The sequence below is a fragment of the Paraglaciecola sp. genome (assembly GCF_051252315.1).
GTDB lineage: Bacteria > Pseudomonadota > Gammaproteobacteria > Enterobacterales > Alteromonadaceae > Paraglaciecola.
The window spans coordinates 14954-29943 of sequence record NZ_JBPOFP010000009.1 but is presented as its reverse complement, the minus strand read 5'-3'; the positions used below and the strand labels follow the sequence as shown (position 1 = coordinate 29943).

The following is a 14990-nucleotide window of genomic DNA, read 5'->3' as shown; positions in this document are numbered from 1 at the left end:
TTAACCTTTTTGCCAAGTTTTTTTAGTGCTAAAGTGAAAAATGGGCTAAGAGTTTGGGCTGTAGATTGTTACATCTATAGGTCTTCGCCAGCAATGCAAAAGCTGAAAGTTTATATCAAAATTTAGGGGTTAAGCCCAAAACCGTTCACATGATAAAAGTCATATAGAACAACTTGAATATAGCAAGTTAGACAAATCACAGCTTTGTATGCTCTTTTGTCTATTGTTTCGACTGACTATTATTTACCACATAACAAGGTGTTAGAAGTATTAAGGTATGAGTGACATTGAATTTTTGCATTTTAATCAAGTGAATCCTAAAGAGTTCCTAGACGTAGTCAATCAAGATTCTATAAGAGCGCATTTGATCGAGCACCCCTATTTTGACGAACCTAGCCTTCAAGCTTGGATGCAGGATAAGATTAATATTGATGCCATGCATGGGTGTCGCATTCGGGCTGTTTATATAGGAGGAACTCTTGCAGGTTGGTGTGGGATTCAGCCTGATAATCAAGGGTATGATTTGGCGATTGTTATTTCGCAAAAGTTTTGGGGTTTTGGTATACCCATTTTCAAAAGACTTATGTGCTGGGCTAAAGAGCTAGGTCATAAGGAAATACTATTCCATTTGCTCGAAACTAGGCCCGAATACAAGGTGTTGAATAGAGTCGCTACTCGTGTACATAAAACAGAATTGTTAGGTAGGTGCTTTACTACCTACCATGTAGCTGTTGGGGGATAGTTACATCAAAATCCCACTGGATGCATTTTGTGTGGCTACTTATTTATGTGGATTGGTATTACCGTAAAATATTTTAATTCGAACAGGCTAGTTGCTTATACTCTCAAATTCAGTAGAGCACTGTTTTCCATATCATCTACGCTCTATCTAACGGCTAAGGTAAACTTTACACTGTTGGAATTAAATTTAAAAAGAGGATTGTTATGCGATATTTCGGTAATTTAAATTTAGCTATTTTTCTATTAATAATGTGTCAATTTGCAAATGCAGAGGATGGATCTACCAGTCATAATCATTTGCAGAAGTCTGAAAGATTAATTGATGCCTTTTATTCATTTGACAAAGACAGACTAGAAGACGCTTTAACATTTGCAAAAGATTCAATACCTAATGTCGTATTTTATCAAGGTTGGGCTAAAGGCGGGAACTATAAAATTATAAAGCGTCAGCCATGTTTCAAAAAGAAGTTAACGGTCATACGTTGTTCTATAACGGTTCAAGATGACCTTATGCTTGCTTTAGGTATTGATTTTAATGTTACGGACACTTTTGAAATTCAATTTAATGCTTCTAATATCGTTTCAGTAGACACAAGCTCTAATGACTTGGAGGTTTTTTGGCAGGCGAGGGAATGGGTTAAGAAAACATATCCAGAATTAATTGAAGTCCCTTGTAAAGGAATTTGGAATGGCGGCCCAACGCCCGGAAAGTGTGTACAAGCCATGGTCGAAGGTTATGCGCGATTTTCTAAAAGTGATGATTTCCCCAAACAATAAAGTATGGCGTAATGCGTGCTTTTAGTCATAGGAAAGTAACACATGAGTCATTATAAAACACATCGTTCCCATAGGCTTGGCTGGTTGCGCGCAGCCGTATTAGGTGCCAATGATGGCATTGTGTCAACAGCTAGTCTTATAATTGGCGTTGCCGCAGCTAGTGCTTCACATCATAGTATTATTCTTGCTGGTGTAGCTGGGCTAGTTGCAGGGGCTATGTCTATGGCAGCCGGCGAATATGTGTCTGTTAGCTCTCAATTAGATACCGAAAATGCTGACATAAAAATAGAAAAAAAGTCACTGGAAAGTGACTTTGAATATGAGAAAAAAGAACTTGCGAATATTTACCAAACAAGGGGGCTTGAGCCTGATTTGGCTATGCAAGTGGCAGAAAAACTCATGGACTACGACGCGCTCGGAGCTCATGTCCGTGACGAATTAGGGTTCTCAAAACGCCGAAGCGCTAATCCGGTTCAAGCTGCAGTCTTTTCGGCTGGGGCATTTGTAATAGGTGCTGCCATGCCTATGTTGGTGACTTGGCTCGTATCTGAAACCCAAATAATTCCTTTTGTTGCCGGAGCTTCGTTGTTATTTTTGGGGACTTTAGGTGCACTTGCTGCATATGTCGGTGGGGCTTCTGTGATTATTGGGGCATTGCGTGTCACTTTTTGGGGGGCGCTGGCTATGGCTCTTACAGCCATTGTTGGGCGAGTATTTGGCGTGGTTGTTTAATGGTTTTGTTATTTCAAGCAGTACCTTTTTAAAATTTGCGTTAAGCAAGAGGCTAAATCAATTCAAATCAGTTAACCATTTATGACTCGGAGTAATTTTGACTACTGAAAGAAAAAGCAAAATCCATGCACTTTTAAAAGGAATTGAAACGGGGGATCCTGCTTCCATTGCCGTAGTGAATCCAGACAAATATATTCAGCATAATCCACAAACTCAAGAAGGAGGGGAAGGCTTAGCTGAGCTTTTTAAGCGTCTTTCTAAAACATCACCAAGAGTTAATATTGTACGGATTTTTTCCGACGGCGACTTTATATTTGGACATACCGAATATGACTTCAGTACTTCAAGAATAGGCTTTGAAGTTTTTAGGTTTGAACAAGATCAAACGGTTGAACATTGGGACAATATTCAATCCAGAATGGGCCCCAACGTTTCTGGCCATTCGATGGTAGATGGTCCAACAGAAGCAGTGGAGCTTGAGAAAACTGAAAGCAACCGTGCATTGGTTGATACTTTTGTAAAAACGGTACTTATTGGCCGACAAGTTGACCAACTTAGTGACTTTGTTGCTGAAACTTACAGGGAACATAATCCCAAGTTTGGTGATGGACTGCCGGCACTCAATCAAACACTGGAAGAAAACATGCCGAATTTTCAGCCGGTAATTAGTTACCAGAAACTTCATCGAGTATTAGCTGAGGGGAATTTTGTATTGTCAGTGTCAGAAGGACTAAAGCTTGGAGTTCATACCTCTTTCTATGATCTATTTCGGGTTGAAAACGCTAAAGTTGTAGAACATTGGGACACAACAGAAAAAGTCGCTCCACGGAGTGAGTGGAAAAACGATAATGGTAAGTTTTAAAGAATGAGAAACTAACAATGAATGTATTGGTTAACACAATAAATATTCAGTGTGTTTTACTTGTACTAAAAACTGTGTTCTAAAGTGTATACAAGGGAGTGATTAAACAATGAAAGCCGCATGTTTTAGTGTTGCTGCAATGGACTATTTTCCACAGCAAGCCAAGTTCTTCCCGGGGGGAAATGCATTGAATCAATGTATTCGCCTGAAAAAGTTAGGCGTTAGTACCTCTTTTTTAGGCGCCATAGGTGATGATGAGAATGGTAAGCAAATACATTCATTACTCAAACGAAACGGAGTTGATGTCGACCTTCTAAAGGTTATCAAAGGGCGAACTGCGAATAATAGAATCGTTAATGATGATTCAGGCGAAAGATTCGGTGAAACTAACGCTTGGCACGGTGGTGTTTATGACAACTTTCGAATTAACGATGAACAATGGCGCCACATTCATGACTTTGATATTTGGACCACACATGCCAGCTGCCCCAATTTTAAACAAACAATTACTAGAAAAACGAATGCAGTGCTGTGCGTTGACTACTTACACTTACCCGAATTTCAGGACATTGCTGAAACCATTGATAATGTCGACATAGCTTATGTCGGTGGCGATATCGACATGGTTAAAGACTTAACTGATTTATCAAATAAGAAAGGAAAACTTATTGTTCTAACTCTTGGTGAAAAAGGCAGTATTGCTTTTCATCAAGGCCAAACGTTTAGGCAGCCTGCTTTACCTACTAATGTTGTGGATACAACTGGGTGTGGTGATGCGTTTCAAGCAGGTTTTACCTGTAGTTATGTCAAGTTAGGCGATATCGAAAAAGCGTTAAAAGCAGGAGCTGAATTGGGAGCCCTTGGTACTAAGCATTATGGAGGGATTGAGTGGTAACTAAAAAGTACAATTAAGTAAACATATTTGGCTTAGAAGTAGCGCGCTCAATTCGAAAAACTTGAGCACACTTGCAGGCGTTTAGGAAATTAGTTTGTTGATGTAGCGAACACCAAACTAATTCCGGCATTGATATCTGTTGCCCTAATCAGGGTAAATAATTAGCTTTGGATATTTTCGTTGTTTGTACCATTCATGATTGATCTTCGCTAACCAGTTGCCTAACTCACTTAATAATAATTGTTTGTCGCTAGCAGGTATGTTTTGCAAGGTTAATGGTGCTAGTTGGTATGGGTCTTTGATGTTGTCAAATAAGCCAATAAGTTGGCCGCTATTATTAAGTGCCATCGTATATTGATCTGTACGCACACCTAATTCGGAGACTTTTCCGTAATATAGACTTGATTTGGGTTTATCAACGGGAGGGTTACTCGATAGATGGGCTGAGTGATCAGTACCGTCTAGATTTTTTGGAATGTTATTTTTTAACCCAACTAGGCTCAAAATAGTTGGCATAAAATCGGGGACGTTAATTAGTAGGTCGTTAACGTGATGTTCAAGTTTATTTGGTAACGACATGATCAAAGGAATGCCTAAAGATTCTTCATAAAACACGTTCTTAGCCATTTTACTGTGACTTCCCATCATTTCACCGTGGTCTGCGGTGAAGACAACTAAAGTGTTTTCAGATAAACCTTGTTGTTTCAACGTGTTCATTACTCGGCCTATCTCTCTATCGATTAAAGTGATCATTGAAAAATAAACCCGAAAATACTTTTTGGCTGTGTGGATGTCCACATTTGGGCGATTAAGCAGTTTTTGCATGACAGGATGTTTGTAAAATTCGTTGTATATCTGCTCGTCGGTATCACTCATTTCTGCGTAAGGATTATGCGGAGGATCCATTGCCCAAAGCAAACTAAAGGGTTTATCGTTATCTCGTTGGCCATTGTTATTTTTTATGTAGTCAATTATGACATTTGCTTGATTAACCGCAGTATAGGCGTTGAGATAATGAGGCGAGCCATCTTTGTTTCCTCCAATTACATTAGGATCATTCGAATAAACCACGGGTTTATCATGATCATGGCCTATTGTTTGATACCAATATTGAATACCGTGACGGCCTGGTCCTGGTGGAATATAAGTATCGTAATCTGTAATTTTTAGAAAGTGACCGCCAGGTAATTGTGTGGAGCCTTGATATACACCTTTATCATCAAATAAGGGGAAGTTGTTATGCCAGTGGGCTTTGCCAAATAATGCCGTGTTGTAACCAGCTGAATTAAACACTTCGGGCATAGTATCAAGTTCAATTTTAAGCCCTGTATCGGGCCTATCTTTTCGGGTGTTGTTATTCACTCCATTGTTGTTGGGAAACATGCCAGACATCAACATGCCTCGAAAAGGGCTACATAAAGGAAAATTGGCGATAGCTTGATTAAAGACCACCCCATTTGTTGCAAGTTGATCTAAATTAGGGGTGATAACATGATCACTTTTACCGTTTAACAAATCTTGGTATTCGGGCTGACTCCAAAACCCCATAGCGGCTCTGCGCATTTGGTCGGCCACGATAATAATGACATTGGGCGCTTTTTTACTTTTCTTTTTAGATTCTAGCTTGGAAAGGACAGTCGTATTTTGGCATGCAAACATGGTTATTATTACGCATAAAAATGTAACGAACATGGCGCGTTTTTTTAGTGTTGACTGCATCAGTATTGTGACCTTTAAATCATATTTGTCAGTTATCAGATAAGATCTATTGTAGGGTTGTTTACTACTCAGGTGCAAGGCCTGTTTTTGTAATAATTTTTTAAACACAATTAGGTTTTAGTCGTTGTTTTGGCTTGAAAGTCCTAAGGAGTTACATTGTATTTCTTGTAATGTGGGAACCGCTGGTTAACCTTTTTAAGGTATGGGTTTTCCAATTGAATAACCTTCCTGCCTTTAAGCAAGTGCAAATGTTCAGAAAAATGATTTGACCAAAGTTTGATAAAACTGCCATCTTCGTACGCTCGAACAAGGCCTATTTCAATTCTTTTGGCATTAGTTGCATTACTTTTATGTGTGACCAAAAACCTAGGTAACGGATAATGTAAAACTGTACAAGTCTCGATGCTTAAACTAGGAAAGGTTTTTACATGTGCAGCATGTTCTACTTTGATCTCTTCAAATGAACGAAAAAATAAGTCTGCTCTTTGACGTTCTATCATATGAAACATACGTTCATAATCGGTTATTGGAAAAACGTTGACGCCATTTGCATTTAATATATCTATGTCTAACCAACCAACGCCCTGAATTGAGGTTAATGTTCGTAGTAATTTATCGTGATTAGGATTACATAAAATATTTTTGTTTTGCTTGTGTACCAATGCAATTCGATTACCTGTTAACCCTCGAGAGATAGGAAATGGCACCACATGGAAATTATCAGAGGCTTCATCATTAATTGATACTCGAACAAATAAGTTGTCATGTATCCCTTGTTCGAGCTGTCGAATAACCCTACCAATATTAATTCCTTGAGTAGCTGATTGAAGCTGATAGTCACCGTAATCTGATTTAGTTTTTTCTAACGCAAGTAACAATACGTTTTGTACATATTTGTATCGAACATCGACTGATGATTCGGCACCACTAAACCTAAACACCGTCGCTGACAGGGGGTGTAAATATAAAGATAATAGTAAAACACTGACTAATTTTTTCATAAATATCGTGGTGTTTTCTGTTATTAATTTTGGGACATGCTAAAACGTTACATTGAGCATAGTTTAGAAACAAGAAGGTACTGATTATACTTAAGTCGATATTTCTTTATAAAATTGGTACTTATGTCAAATTTTACCGACAAGGACTCTCGCTTCACGGCCTACTCTCACTATCAAAAACAACAAACTTTTGAGTTAGGTTACAACTTTGTGTTTGTAGTTAGTCTTTATGATTTATCAGTGACTATGTTTGCTGCGATGTTCTTTCAATAAATCTCGCCCAAAGTCACCTTCAAAATCTCGCCAAACCGTATGAATATGATTGCCATTATTTTGCACATTGTCATATTCGATTAAGAAGCTATCGCCTTGAATACGGTAATAATGTTTTTTATTGGGTTGTATACTGCCAGCCCAAGCAAATCGAATATTGTTAATTGAGTTACTTTGGATCTTTTTATAACGAGACTGAGCAACGTTTTGTGGCATGTTGTCTAGATATACTGAAATAAGTGTTAGTAATTGGGCTTTCTGTTTGGAATTAAGGGTTGAGAATCTAATGCCTTTGTCGGCTAAAGGCTTAACTTGTTGTTTGGTTTTGGTTAAAATATCACCGTAAGCTTTGTCTGAAATGAGTGTTAATTTTTGATGTTCTGGAGACATACTTGTGATTAATGCTCTGGCTAAGTCTTCTTCTTGTTTAAGAACTCTTAGTCCTTGTTTTTGCCCAGAGGGGACTTTAGCGGGGTTAGCACCCCAAAAGTTTGGTGTGACAGCGCCAAGCTTGCCATCTTTTACTGTGAAATTTAACGATAGGTGATGACCTTCAAATCGCCACGCCCATGTATTGGCTGTATTGGGCTGACCGAAAATACTCAGAAAATAAAGCTCGTTGTCTCGGTAAGCTTGATTATTTAACACACGTAATACTTCTTCTAGGTCAATAATATTCAAGGCTTTATTAAAACCTCTTTCACTTAAGCTGTTACGTAGAACTGACAGAGCTAACTGCTTTTGTTCTACTGATAGGTTCTTTAATGGAATACCAGCACGCTCTGTCGGTATAAAATTCCAATTAAAACGCTCCTCGTCGGCAAAGCTAAACAAAGCCTGCTTTTTTTGCTGTGGTGTGAGGCTATCAATAAAGCGCTGAGTATTGTTTGTTATGTCACCGGCTATGGCTATTTGACTACTGATTACCAATAATAGGCTAAGAATAGAAAGGGTTTTGTTTAACATAAGGGGTCGCTTTTAGTTGATAACATATTATTGATTTTTAATGTTGCTTACTTGACTGGCAACTTCTCCATCAGCAAATCGGCTAACGATTTTATCCCCGTCTTTAAGTTGTTTTACACTTTTTACTATTTGATTGTCTTTAAAACTAATATTGTAACCACGTGACAAGGTAGCAAGTGGGCTGACGGTGTCTAACAAGTGACTATTATTCGCTAATAGTTGTTGTTTCTTATCTAATAACTGCTGGCAACTTCTATTCAGTTTATTTTCTAAGTCAGCTAACTGCTGCTGATGTTGTGCCAGTCTTTTTGTTGGAGATGCTAAGTTTAAGCGGCTACTTAAATGGGTTTGCTGTTGTTTGATTTGCGCAAAGTTTCGATGAAACACTAGGTTTAATTTATCGTGTAGTTGATCTAGGTATTGCGCTTTTTGTTGCAATTGTCTTTGTGGATGATTTTGCAATAAAGCCTGATTAAGTACCTTATGTTTGTGACCATAGGCCTGTAAATTGGTTTTATAAGCTTTAATGAGTTTGTGTTCTAGGTTTACAAGGTTTTGACTTAACTCTAATTGATCTTGGCTTACAAGTTCAGCCGCTGCAGAAGGTGTTGGAGCCCGCAAATCCGCAACAAAATCTGCTATACTCACGTCCACTTCGTGACCTACAGCACTAACAATCGGTAATGTAGACGCAAATATTGTACGAGCTACTCTTTCGTCATTAAAACACCATAAGTCTTCTAAAGAACCGCCACCTCGACCTACTATTAATAGGTCAACTTCATTTCTTTGATTTGCTACGGTGATAGCATTGACTATTTGTTCTGGGGCTAATTCACCTTGTACCTGAGTGGGATAGATGATTACCTGTATGTTTGGATTACGACGTTTCAATACAGTTAACACGTCATGCAATGCGGCGCCTGTCGATGAGGTGACTATACCCACTTTTTGAATTTGCGGAGGAATTGCTTTTTTGTGTTCAGTGGCAAACAGTCCTTCGTAGGCTAGTTGTTGTTTAAGTTGTTCAAATTGCTGTTTTAGCTGACCTTCACCTTCAGGTTCAAGGTGTTCAACAATAAGTTGATAGTCACCTCTTGGTTCGTATAAGCTAATGTTGGCTCTGACCAATACTCTGTCGCCTTCTTTGGGTTTTTGCACAACTCTGCGGTTAGCGCCTTTGAACATGGCCCCTTTTACTTGGGCTCGTTGATCTTTTAAAGTGAAGTACCAATGTCCGGAGCCTGCTGCGACAAAATTAGAAATCTCTGCAGAGAGCCATATTTGACCAATTTCAGCTTCTAAAACAGAGCGAGCTAAACGGTTTAATTTGCTGACAGTCAGGATGTTCTTGGCGTTTGTTTGAGTGTTAAACATTAAGCAATAAAATATGAATAAAATGTAATTATGGCCAGTTTAACCGATTTAATTCATTTCTAGGCAAAAATCTACTAGTTTTGTGCGATAAAAACTAGACTGAAATGAACAAATCCTCTAGAATCACGCCGCAATTAAAGCCCCCATTTATAGGTGATATTGCATGTTAAGGATCGCTAAAGAAGCCCTTACGTTTGACGATGTATTGTTAGTGCCAGGACATTCAGATGTTCTCCCTCATACCGCCAGTCTTAAAACAAGACTTACTCGCGGAGTTAGCTTAAATATCCCACTAATATCAGCCGCTATGGATACAGTGTCTGAAGCAAGACTTGCTATTGCTTTGGCTCAAGAAGGTGGAATTGGTTTTATTCATAAAAACATGACACCAGAACAACAAGCTGAACATGTGCGTATTGTTAAAAAGTACGAAAGTGGTGTGGTTAAAGATCCTGTTACCGTGTTACCTACCGCCACTATTGGTGAAATAAATGCACTCAGTAAGCAACATGGCTTTTCGGGTTTTCCGGTCATTGATCAAGATAATAATCTAGTCGGTATTGTTACAGGTCGTGATTTACGTTTTGAAAATAGCCTAGATGAGCCCATTACTAGTGTCATGACAGGTAAAGATGATTTAGTGACGGTAAAGGCTGGAGCGTCATCTGAGCAAGTTTTAGATTTAATGCATGAACACAGGATTGAAAAGATTCTAGTGGTAGACGATGCCTTTAAATTAACCGGCATGATTACAGTAAAAGATTTCCAAAAAGCTGAAAGTAAACCTAATGCCTGTAAAGATGAATTAGGACGCTTGCGTGTCGGTGCTGCAGTCAGTGTTGGTGCCGGAACAGACGAACGAATCAAACTATTAGTTGAAGCCGGAGTTGATGTATTGTTAGTTGATACATCCCATGGACATTCTCAAGGTGTCATTGAACGTGTGACTAAGATCCGCGCTGATTACCCAAATGTTCAATTAATTGCTGGTAACGTGGCGACAGGTGAGGGTGCTAAAGCCTTAGCCGATGCAGGTGTTGATGCGGTTAAAGTGGGGATTGGCCCTGGTTCAATTTGTACTACACGAATTGTTACCGGTTGTGGTGTACCTCAAATTACTGCTATTTCAGATGCTGTTGATGCGTTAAAAGATACTGATGTGCCAGTCATTGCTGACGGCGGTATTCGTTTTTCTGGCGATATAGCTAAGGCATTAGTCGCAGGCGCTAGCTGTGTGATGGTAGGTAGTATGTTAGCTGGAACAGAAGAAGCGCCAGGTGAAGTAGAGCTTTATCAAGGTCGTTACTACAAATCGTATCGTGGTATGGGGTCATTAGGTGCCATGGATCAAAATAATGGTTCTTCAGATCGTTATTTCCAAGACAGTAAAAGTGCTGAAAAATTGGTACCAGAAGGTATTGAAGGGCGCGTTGCTTATAAAGGTCCGATCGCGAATATCATCCATCAACAGATGGGCGGATTGCGCTCGGCAATGGGCTTAACCGGCTCTGCTACTATCGACATTTTGCGTACTAAACCACAATTTGTGAAAGTGACTGCAGCAGGCATGGGTGAGTCGCATGTGCATGATGTGAGTATCACCAAAGAAGCACCTAATTACCGTTTAGGGTAATTGTTTTCATAAACACGTTTTACAGGGTTTAAGTATAACCACTTAAACCCTTTTCTATTTTAAAAAGAGAAACCAGATGAGCATAGATATTCATGACCAACGTATTTTGATCCTAGATTTTGGATCTCAATATACTCAATTGATTGCACGCCGAATCCGAGAAATTGGTGTGTATTGTGAACTTTGGGCATGGGATGTAAGCGAAGAACAAATTCGTGATTTTAATCCTAACGGTATTATCTTGTCTGGTGGTCCAGAATCTGTTCATGCTGATGACTCTCCTAGAGCGCCACAATATGTATTTGATGCAGGCGTACCTGTATTAGGTATTTGTTATGGTATGCAAACTATGGCCGAACAACTTGGCGGCGAAGTTCAAGGCTCTAATTTAAAAGAGTTTGGTTATGCACAAGTCGAAGTAATAGACGACATGGCATTGTTTAACAATATTGAAGACCATGTAGGGCAAAATGGAAATGCTCTATTAGATGTTTGGATGAGTCACGGTGATAAGGTAAGCGCTGCTCCTCCTGGATTTATCACAACCGCTAAAACGGATAGCTGTCCGTTTGCAGCTTTTGCAAATGAAGAGAAAAAATTCTACGGCGTGCAATTTCACCCAGAAGTGACACATACCCGCCAAGGCGAACGTATTTTATCTCAGTTTGTTTTAGATGTGTGTGGTTGTGAAAAACTATGGACGCCAGCCGCTATCATTGAAGATGCAGTAGCTAAGATGAAAAAACAAATCGGTGATGATCAAGTTATCTTAGGTTTATCTGGTGGTGTTGACTCTTCTGTAGTGGCTATGTTGTTGCACAGAGCTATTGGTAAAAACTTGACTTGTGTGTTTGTTGACAATGGTTTATTACGATTAAACGAAGGCCAACAGGTTATGGATATGTTTGGCGACCATTTTGGATTAAATATTCGTAAAATTGAAGCTGAAGACCGATTCTTAAATGCCATGGCTGGAGAGTCTGAGCCTGAAGCAAAACGCAAAATAATTGGTCGCGTATTTGTTGAAGTATTTGACGAAGAATCTAAAAAACTGGTTGATGCAAAATGGTTGGCACAAGGCACGATTTATCCAGATGTTATTGAGTCTGCAGCTTCTGCTACTGGTAAAGCGCATGTGATTAAGTCTCACCATAATGTGGGTGGTTTACCGGACGATATGGAAATGGGGCTAGTTGAACCATTACGTGAATTATTTAAAGACGAAGTGCGTAAAATTGGTCTTGAGTTAGGTTTACCTTACGACATGTTATATCGTCATCCATTCCCGGGACCTGGACTAGGTGTTCGTGTTTTAGGTGAGGTGAAAAAAGAATATTGTGATTTACTACGCCGAGCTGATGCGATTTTTATTGAAGAATTACACGCTGCTGATTTATATAACAAGGTGAGCCAAGCATTTACCGTATTTTTGCCAGTAAAGTCTGTTGGTGTTATGGGCGATATGCGTAAATATGATTGGGTGGTTTCTTTAAGAGCTGTAGAAACTATTGACTTTATGACGGCGCATTGGGCACATTTACCCTATGATTTCTTAGGAAAAGTGTCGAATCGTATTATCAACGAAATCGACGGTATATCTCGCGTCGTTTATGATGTTTCGGGCAAGCCACCCGCAACGATTGAATGGGAATAAACTTCCTTAAACAAAATGTACATTGTGTGAAGAGTGCTAATAATCTTATGAGTGACATTAAAATAAGAGCTGCGGTTGAAGCTGACTTACCTACCTTAAAAGGGTTTGAACAAGGCATTATTAGCACTGAGCGTCCGTTCAACGATTGTTTGAAGTCGGAACACTTTTGTTATTATGACCTTGCTGCGTTAATAAAGTCTGATGCTTCGACCGTGATGGTTGCCCAATGTAATGACGAAATTATAGCGTCGGGGTATGCTCGTATTAAAGAGTCTAAAGCTCATTTAACACATGATCAGCATATCTATTTAGGTTTTATGTTTGTCGCACAAGAATATAGAGGTAAAGGTGTTAATCAACTGGTTGTTGAAGCACTGATTACTTGGGGGAAGTCGTTAGGATTTAGCGACTTCTACCTAGAAGCTTACGCTCAAAATCATTCAGCAACGGCGGCGTATCAGAAACTAGGATTTGAACCTTCTTTGGTAGAACTCAAATTATCTTTGTAGCTTTTCTCTTATTTACATTTAGCTTTTCGTAGTATCCAATTTGAGGTTTATCTAATGGCAATTAAGCCAACTATTTATAAATTTAAAGTGTCTTTATCCGATTTAAATCACGATCACTATGATGCTTTGAATTTGACTGTGGCATTACATCCTTCTGAAACTGTTGCCCGAATGATGGTTAGAGTTTTAGTGTTTTGTATTCATGCTCATCAGGATGAAGAAAACTTGTTGGCTTTTACCAAAGGATTGAGTTCAGTAGAAGAGCCTGATATTTGGTTAAAAGGTTTCGACGACCAGTTACATCAATGGATTGACGTAGGAGAACCTTCTTTTGAGCGCATGAAAAAAGCCTCACGCTTAGCTAAAAGTACATATGTCTACAGTTTTAATTCCAAATCCGATGTCTGGTGGAAACAATCTCAAACACAATTTGAGAAACTTAACGTATCTGTTTTGCAGTTTGAGTGGGAAGAGATTCTACAACTTTCAGAATTGCTTGAACGAACGGTAGAGCTGGCTGTGACTATCACTGGTAATTCAGCATTTATTGCTGGGACTGAAAAACAAACAGAAGTAAATTGGAGCGTTTTACAATAATTTCGGTAAACTGCGCAGACCTTCGTTAAAGCATTTGCCGAACTCTGCAATTAACGGCACAATATGCGCCTAAAATTGCCACTAGAACTTTCAATACCTCTCATGTCCAGCAAGTTTGACTCTATACGTCCTTATGAAGACGCAGATATACCCAGTGTTTTAAATAAACTTTTCAATAATAAAGAATTTATTGCCAGCTTAGTGGCGTTTAAGTTTTCTAGTTGGCCTAGATTTCTGCGACCAGTTCTTGGTTACCTAACTCGCCGGTATATTTTGAAACAAATGACTGGAGTTAAAACGGCTAGAGATTTTCAACATCTCATTGGTCCCTATATGGAAAGAATGATAAGTACTACTACTCAATCTTTTACTGTAAGTGGTTTAGAAAGTTTAGATTTGTCACAAGCTTGTTTGTTTATTAGTAACCATAGAGATATTGCATTAGATCCAGCATTTGTAAATTGGGCCTTACATATGAATGGTCAAGATACAGTACGTATTGCGGTGGGCGATAACTTACTTAAAAAAGAATGGGTTGCAGACCTTATTCGACTTAATAAATGTTTCATTGTTAAGCGCTCTGCTACTGATAGGCGTGAAAAATTAAAAGCCGCTAAGCTATTAAGTGAATATATTGAATTTAGTTTGAACTCTGAATCTCAGCATATTTGGATTGCTCAAAAAGAAGGACGTGCTAAAGACGGCAATGACCAAACCAACCCAGCTATTATTTCCATGTTTTCTTTAAATAAACCGAAAACAACGGAGTTTGCTACTTACATCGATAGTTTACGAATAGTACCTGTTTCAATTTCTTATGAATTTGATCCTTGTGATATTAGTAAAGCAAAAGAGCTACAACAACTTGAAGACGAAGGTAGTTATGACAAGCCTGACAACGAAGATGTACAAAGCATTGTAAATGGGATTACTGGCCAAAAAGGGCGTGTGCACGTACATTTTGGAGAAAAACTGACAGGTGAGTTTGAAAATGCTAAACAGGTCGCTGAACATTTAGATTCTGCCATTTTATCCGGCTATAAGCCGTTTTCGACAGGTGCTGTTGCAGCGACAATGTTAGATCCTGGTCCTGATTATTCTTGCGAGAACAAAGAAAAAGCCGAACAGTATCTACAAGAACGTTTGCAAGATTTGTCTGAGAATGAACAAAATAAGTTGTTAACTATGTATGCTACGTCATTTTTAAAACAACAAAGCTAAATAACCAGACTTCATGTATAAGTATGAAGTCTG

General features: G+C 38.9%; 14 protein-coding genes. 10 read left to right on the top strand and 4 right to left on the bottom strand.

Going from position 1 to position 14990, the window contains the following annotated elements; translation table 11 throughout:
- Positions 1–277: 277 nt before the first annotated feature.
- The 5 genes from ACSHXM_RS03015 to ACSHXM_RS02995 all read left to right on the top strand — a co-directional run bounded on the left by ACSHXM_RS03015 (position 278) and on the right by ACSHXM_RS02995 (position 4007).
- Complete coding sequence (locus tag ACSHXM_RS03015; protein ID WP_435687242.1) at positions 278–742, top strand: N-acetyltransferase; 465 nt, start codon at positions 278–280, stop codon at positions 740–742.
- A 203-nt stretch (positions 743–945) separates the two neighbouring features.
- Positions 946–1518 carry a hypothetical protein gene (locus ACSHXM_RS03010; RefSeq protein ID WP_435687241.1) on the top strand — a complete coding sequence of 191 codons (573 nt, stop codon included), beginning with the start codon at positions 946–948 and terminating at the stop codon, positions 1516–1518.
- 42 nt (positions 1519–1560) lie between these two features.
- The gene (locus ACSHXM_RS03005; RefSeq protein ID WP_435687240.1) at positions 1561–2250 is read left to right on the top strand and encodes a VIT1/CCC1 transporter family protein; all 690 of its coding nucleotides are present in this window, start codon (positions 1561–1563) and stop codon (positions 2248–2250) included.
- Positions 2251–2347: 97 nt separating this feature from the next.
- Positions 2348–3112 (top strand): nuclear transport factor 2 family protein, encoded by a 765-nt coding sequence (locus tag ACSHXM_RS03000; protein ID WP_435687239.1) that lies wholly within the window; start codon positions 2348–2350, stop codon positions 3110–3112.
- A gap of 109 nt (positions 3113–3221) precedes the next feature.
- On the top strand, positions 3222–4007 hold the full coding sequence (locus ACSHXM_RS02995; protein WP_435687238.1) for a carbohydrate kinase family protein: 786 nt from the start codon (positions 3222–3224) through the stop codon (positions 4005–4007).
- Positions 4008–4151: 144 nt separating this feature from the next.
- On the opposite strand, the gene ACSHXM_RS02990 is transcribed toward ACSHXM_RS02995, so the two are convergent.
- The 4 genes from ACSHXM_RS02990 to xseA form a co-directional block, all read right to left on the bottom strand.
- Positions 4152–5666, bottom strand: coding sequence for a sulfatase-like hydrolase/transferase (locus ACSHXM_RS02990; RefSeq protein WP_435687237.1), 1515 nt, complete (start codon positions 5664–5666; stop codon positions 4152–4154).
- A gap of 203 nt (positions 5667–5869) precedes the next feature.
- Positions 5870–6727, bottom strand: coding sequence for a hypothetical protein (locus tag ACSHXM_RS02985; protein ID WP_435687236.1), 858 nt, complete (start codon positions 6725–6727; stop codon positions 5870–5872).
- Positions 6728–6964: 237 nt separating this feature from the next.
- Complete coding sequence (locus ACSHXM_RS02980; protein ID WP_435687235.1) at positions 6965–7966, bottom strand: DUF3500 domain-containing protein; 1002 nt, start codon at positions 7964–7966, stop codon at positions 6965–6967.
- Between the two features lie 27 nt (positions 7967–7993).
- Entirely contained in the window at positions 7994–9343 is a 1350-nt protein-coding gene (gene xseA, locus ACSHXM_RS02975; protein ID WP_435687234.1) for an exodeoxyribonuclease VII large subunit, read from the bottom strand.
- 163 nt (positions 9344–9506) lie between these two features.
- On the opposite strand from xseA, the gene guaB reads away from it, so the two are divergent.
- The 5 genes from guaB (at position 9507) to ACSHXM_RS02950 (ending at position 14957) form a co-directional block, all read left to right on the top strand.
- Positions 9507–10976 (top strand): IMP dehydrogenase, encoded by a 1470-nt coding sequence (guaB, locus tag ACSHXM_RS02970; protein WP_435687233.1) that lies wholly within the window; start codon positions 9507–9509, stop codon positions 10974–10976.
- Between the two features lie 76 nt (positions 10977–11052).
- A complete protein-coding gene (gene guaA, locus ACSHXM_RS02965; protein WP_435687232.1) occupies positions 11053–12630 on the top strand; it encodes a glutamine-hydrolyzing GMP synthase in 1578 nt (525 codons plus the stop codon).
- 47 nt (positions 12631–12677) lie between these two features.
- The gene (locus tag ACSHXM_RS02960) at positions 12678–13139 is read left to right on the top strand and encodes a GNAT family N-acetyltransferase (protein ID WP_435687231.1); all 462 of its coding nucleotides are present in this window, start codon (positions 12678–12680) and stop codon (positions 13137–13139) included.
- Positions 13140–13193: 54 nt separating this feature from the next.
- A complete protein-coding gene (locus ACSHXM_RS02955) occupies positions 13194–13736 on the top strand; it encodes a YaeQ family protein (RefSeq protein ID WP_435687230.1) in 543 nt (180 codons plus the stop codon).
- A gap of 102 nt (positions 13737–13838) precedes the next feature.
- A complete protein-coding gene (locus tag ACSHXM_RS02950; RefSeq protein ID WP_435687282.1) occupies positions 13839–14957 on the top strand; it encodes a 1-acyl-sn-glycerol-3-phosphate acyltransferase in 1119 nt (372 codons plus the stop codon).
- Positions 14958–14990 lie beyond the last annotated feature (33 nt).

Bases quoted from the DNA above. Each gene is read 5' to 3' on its own strand.
- ACSHXM_RS03015 (WP_435687242.1), top strand. From the start codon at position 278: ATGAGTGACATTGAATTTTTGCATTTTAATCAAGTGAATCCTAAAGAG.
- ACSHXM_RS03010 (WP_435687241.1), top strand. From the start codon at position 946: ATGCGATATTTCGGTAATTTAAATTTAGCTATTTTTCTATTAATAATG.
- ACSHXM_RS03005 (WP_435687240.1), top strand. From the start codon at position 1,561: ATGAGTCATTATAAAACACATCGTTCCCATAGGCTTGGCTGGTTGCGC.
- ACSHXM_RS02995 (WP_435687238.1), top strand. From the start codon at position 3,222: ATGAAAGCCGCATGTTTTAGTGTTGCTGCAATGGACTATTTTCCACAG.
- ACSHXM_RS02990 (WP_435687237.1), bottom strand. From the start codon at position 5,666: ATGTTTGCATGCCAAAATACGACTGTCCTTTCCAAGCTAGAATCTAAA.
- ACSHXM_RS02985 (WP_435687236.1), bottom strand. From the start codon at position 6,727: ATGAAAAAATTAGTCAGTGTTTTACTATTATCTTTATATTTACACCCC.
- ACSHXM_RS02980 (WP_435687235.1), bottom strand. From the start codon at position 7,966: ATGTTAAACAAAACCCTTTCTATTCTTAGCCTATTATTGGTAATCAGT.
- xseA (WP_435687234.1), bottom strand. From the start codon at position 9,343: ATGTTTAACACTCAAACAAACGCCAAGAACATCCTGACTGTCAGCAAA.
- guaB (WP_435687233.1), top strand. From the start codon at position 9,507: ATGTTAAGGATCGCTAAAGAAGCCCTTACGTTTGACGATGTATTGTTA.
- guaA (WP_435687232.1), top strand. From the start codon at position 11,053: ATGAGCATAGATATTCATGACCAACGTATTTTGATCCTAGATTTTGGA.
- ACSHXM_RS02960 (WP_435687231.1), top strand. From the start codon at position 12,678: ATGAGTGACATTAAAATAAGAGCTGCGGTTGAAGCTGACTTACCTACC.
- ACSHXM_RS02955 (WP_435687230.1), top strand. From the start codon at position 13,194: ATGGCAATTAAGCCAACTATTTATAAATTTAAAGTGTCTTTATCCGAT.
- ACSHXM_RS02950 (WP_435687282.1), top strand. From the start codon at position 13,839: ATGTCCAGCAAGTTTGACTCTATACGTCCTTATGAAGACGCAGATATA.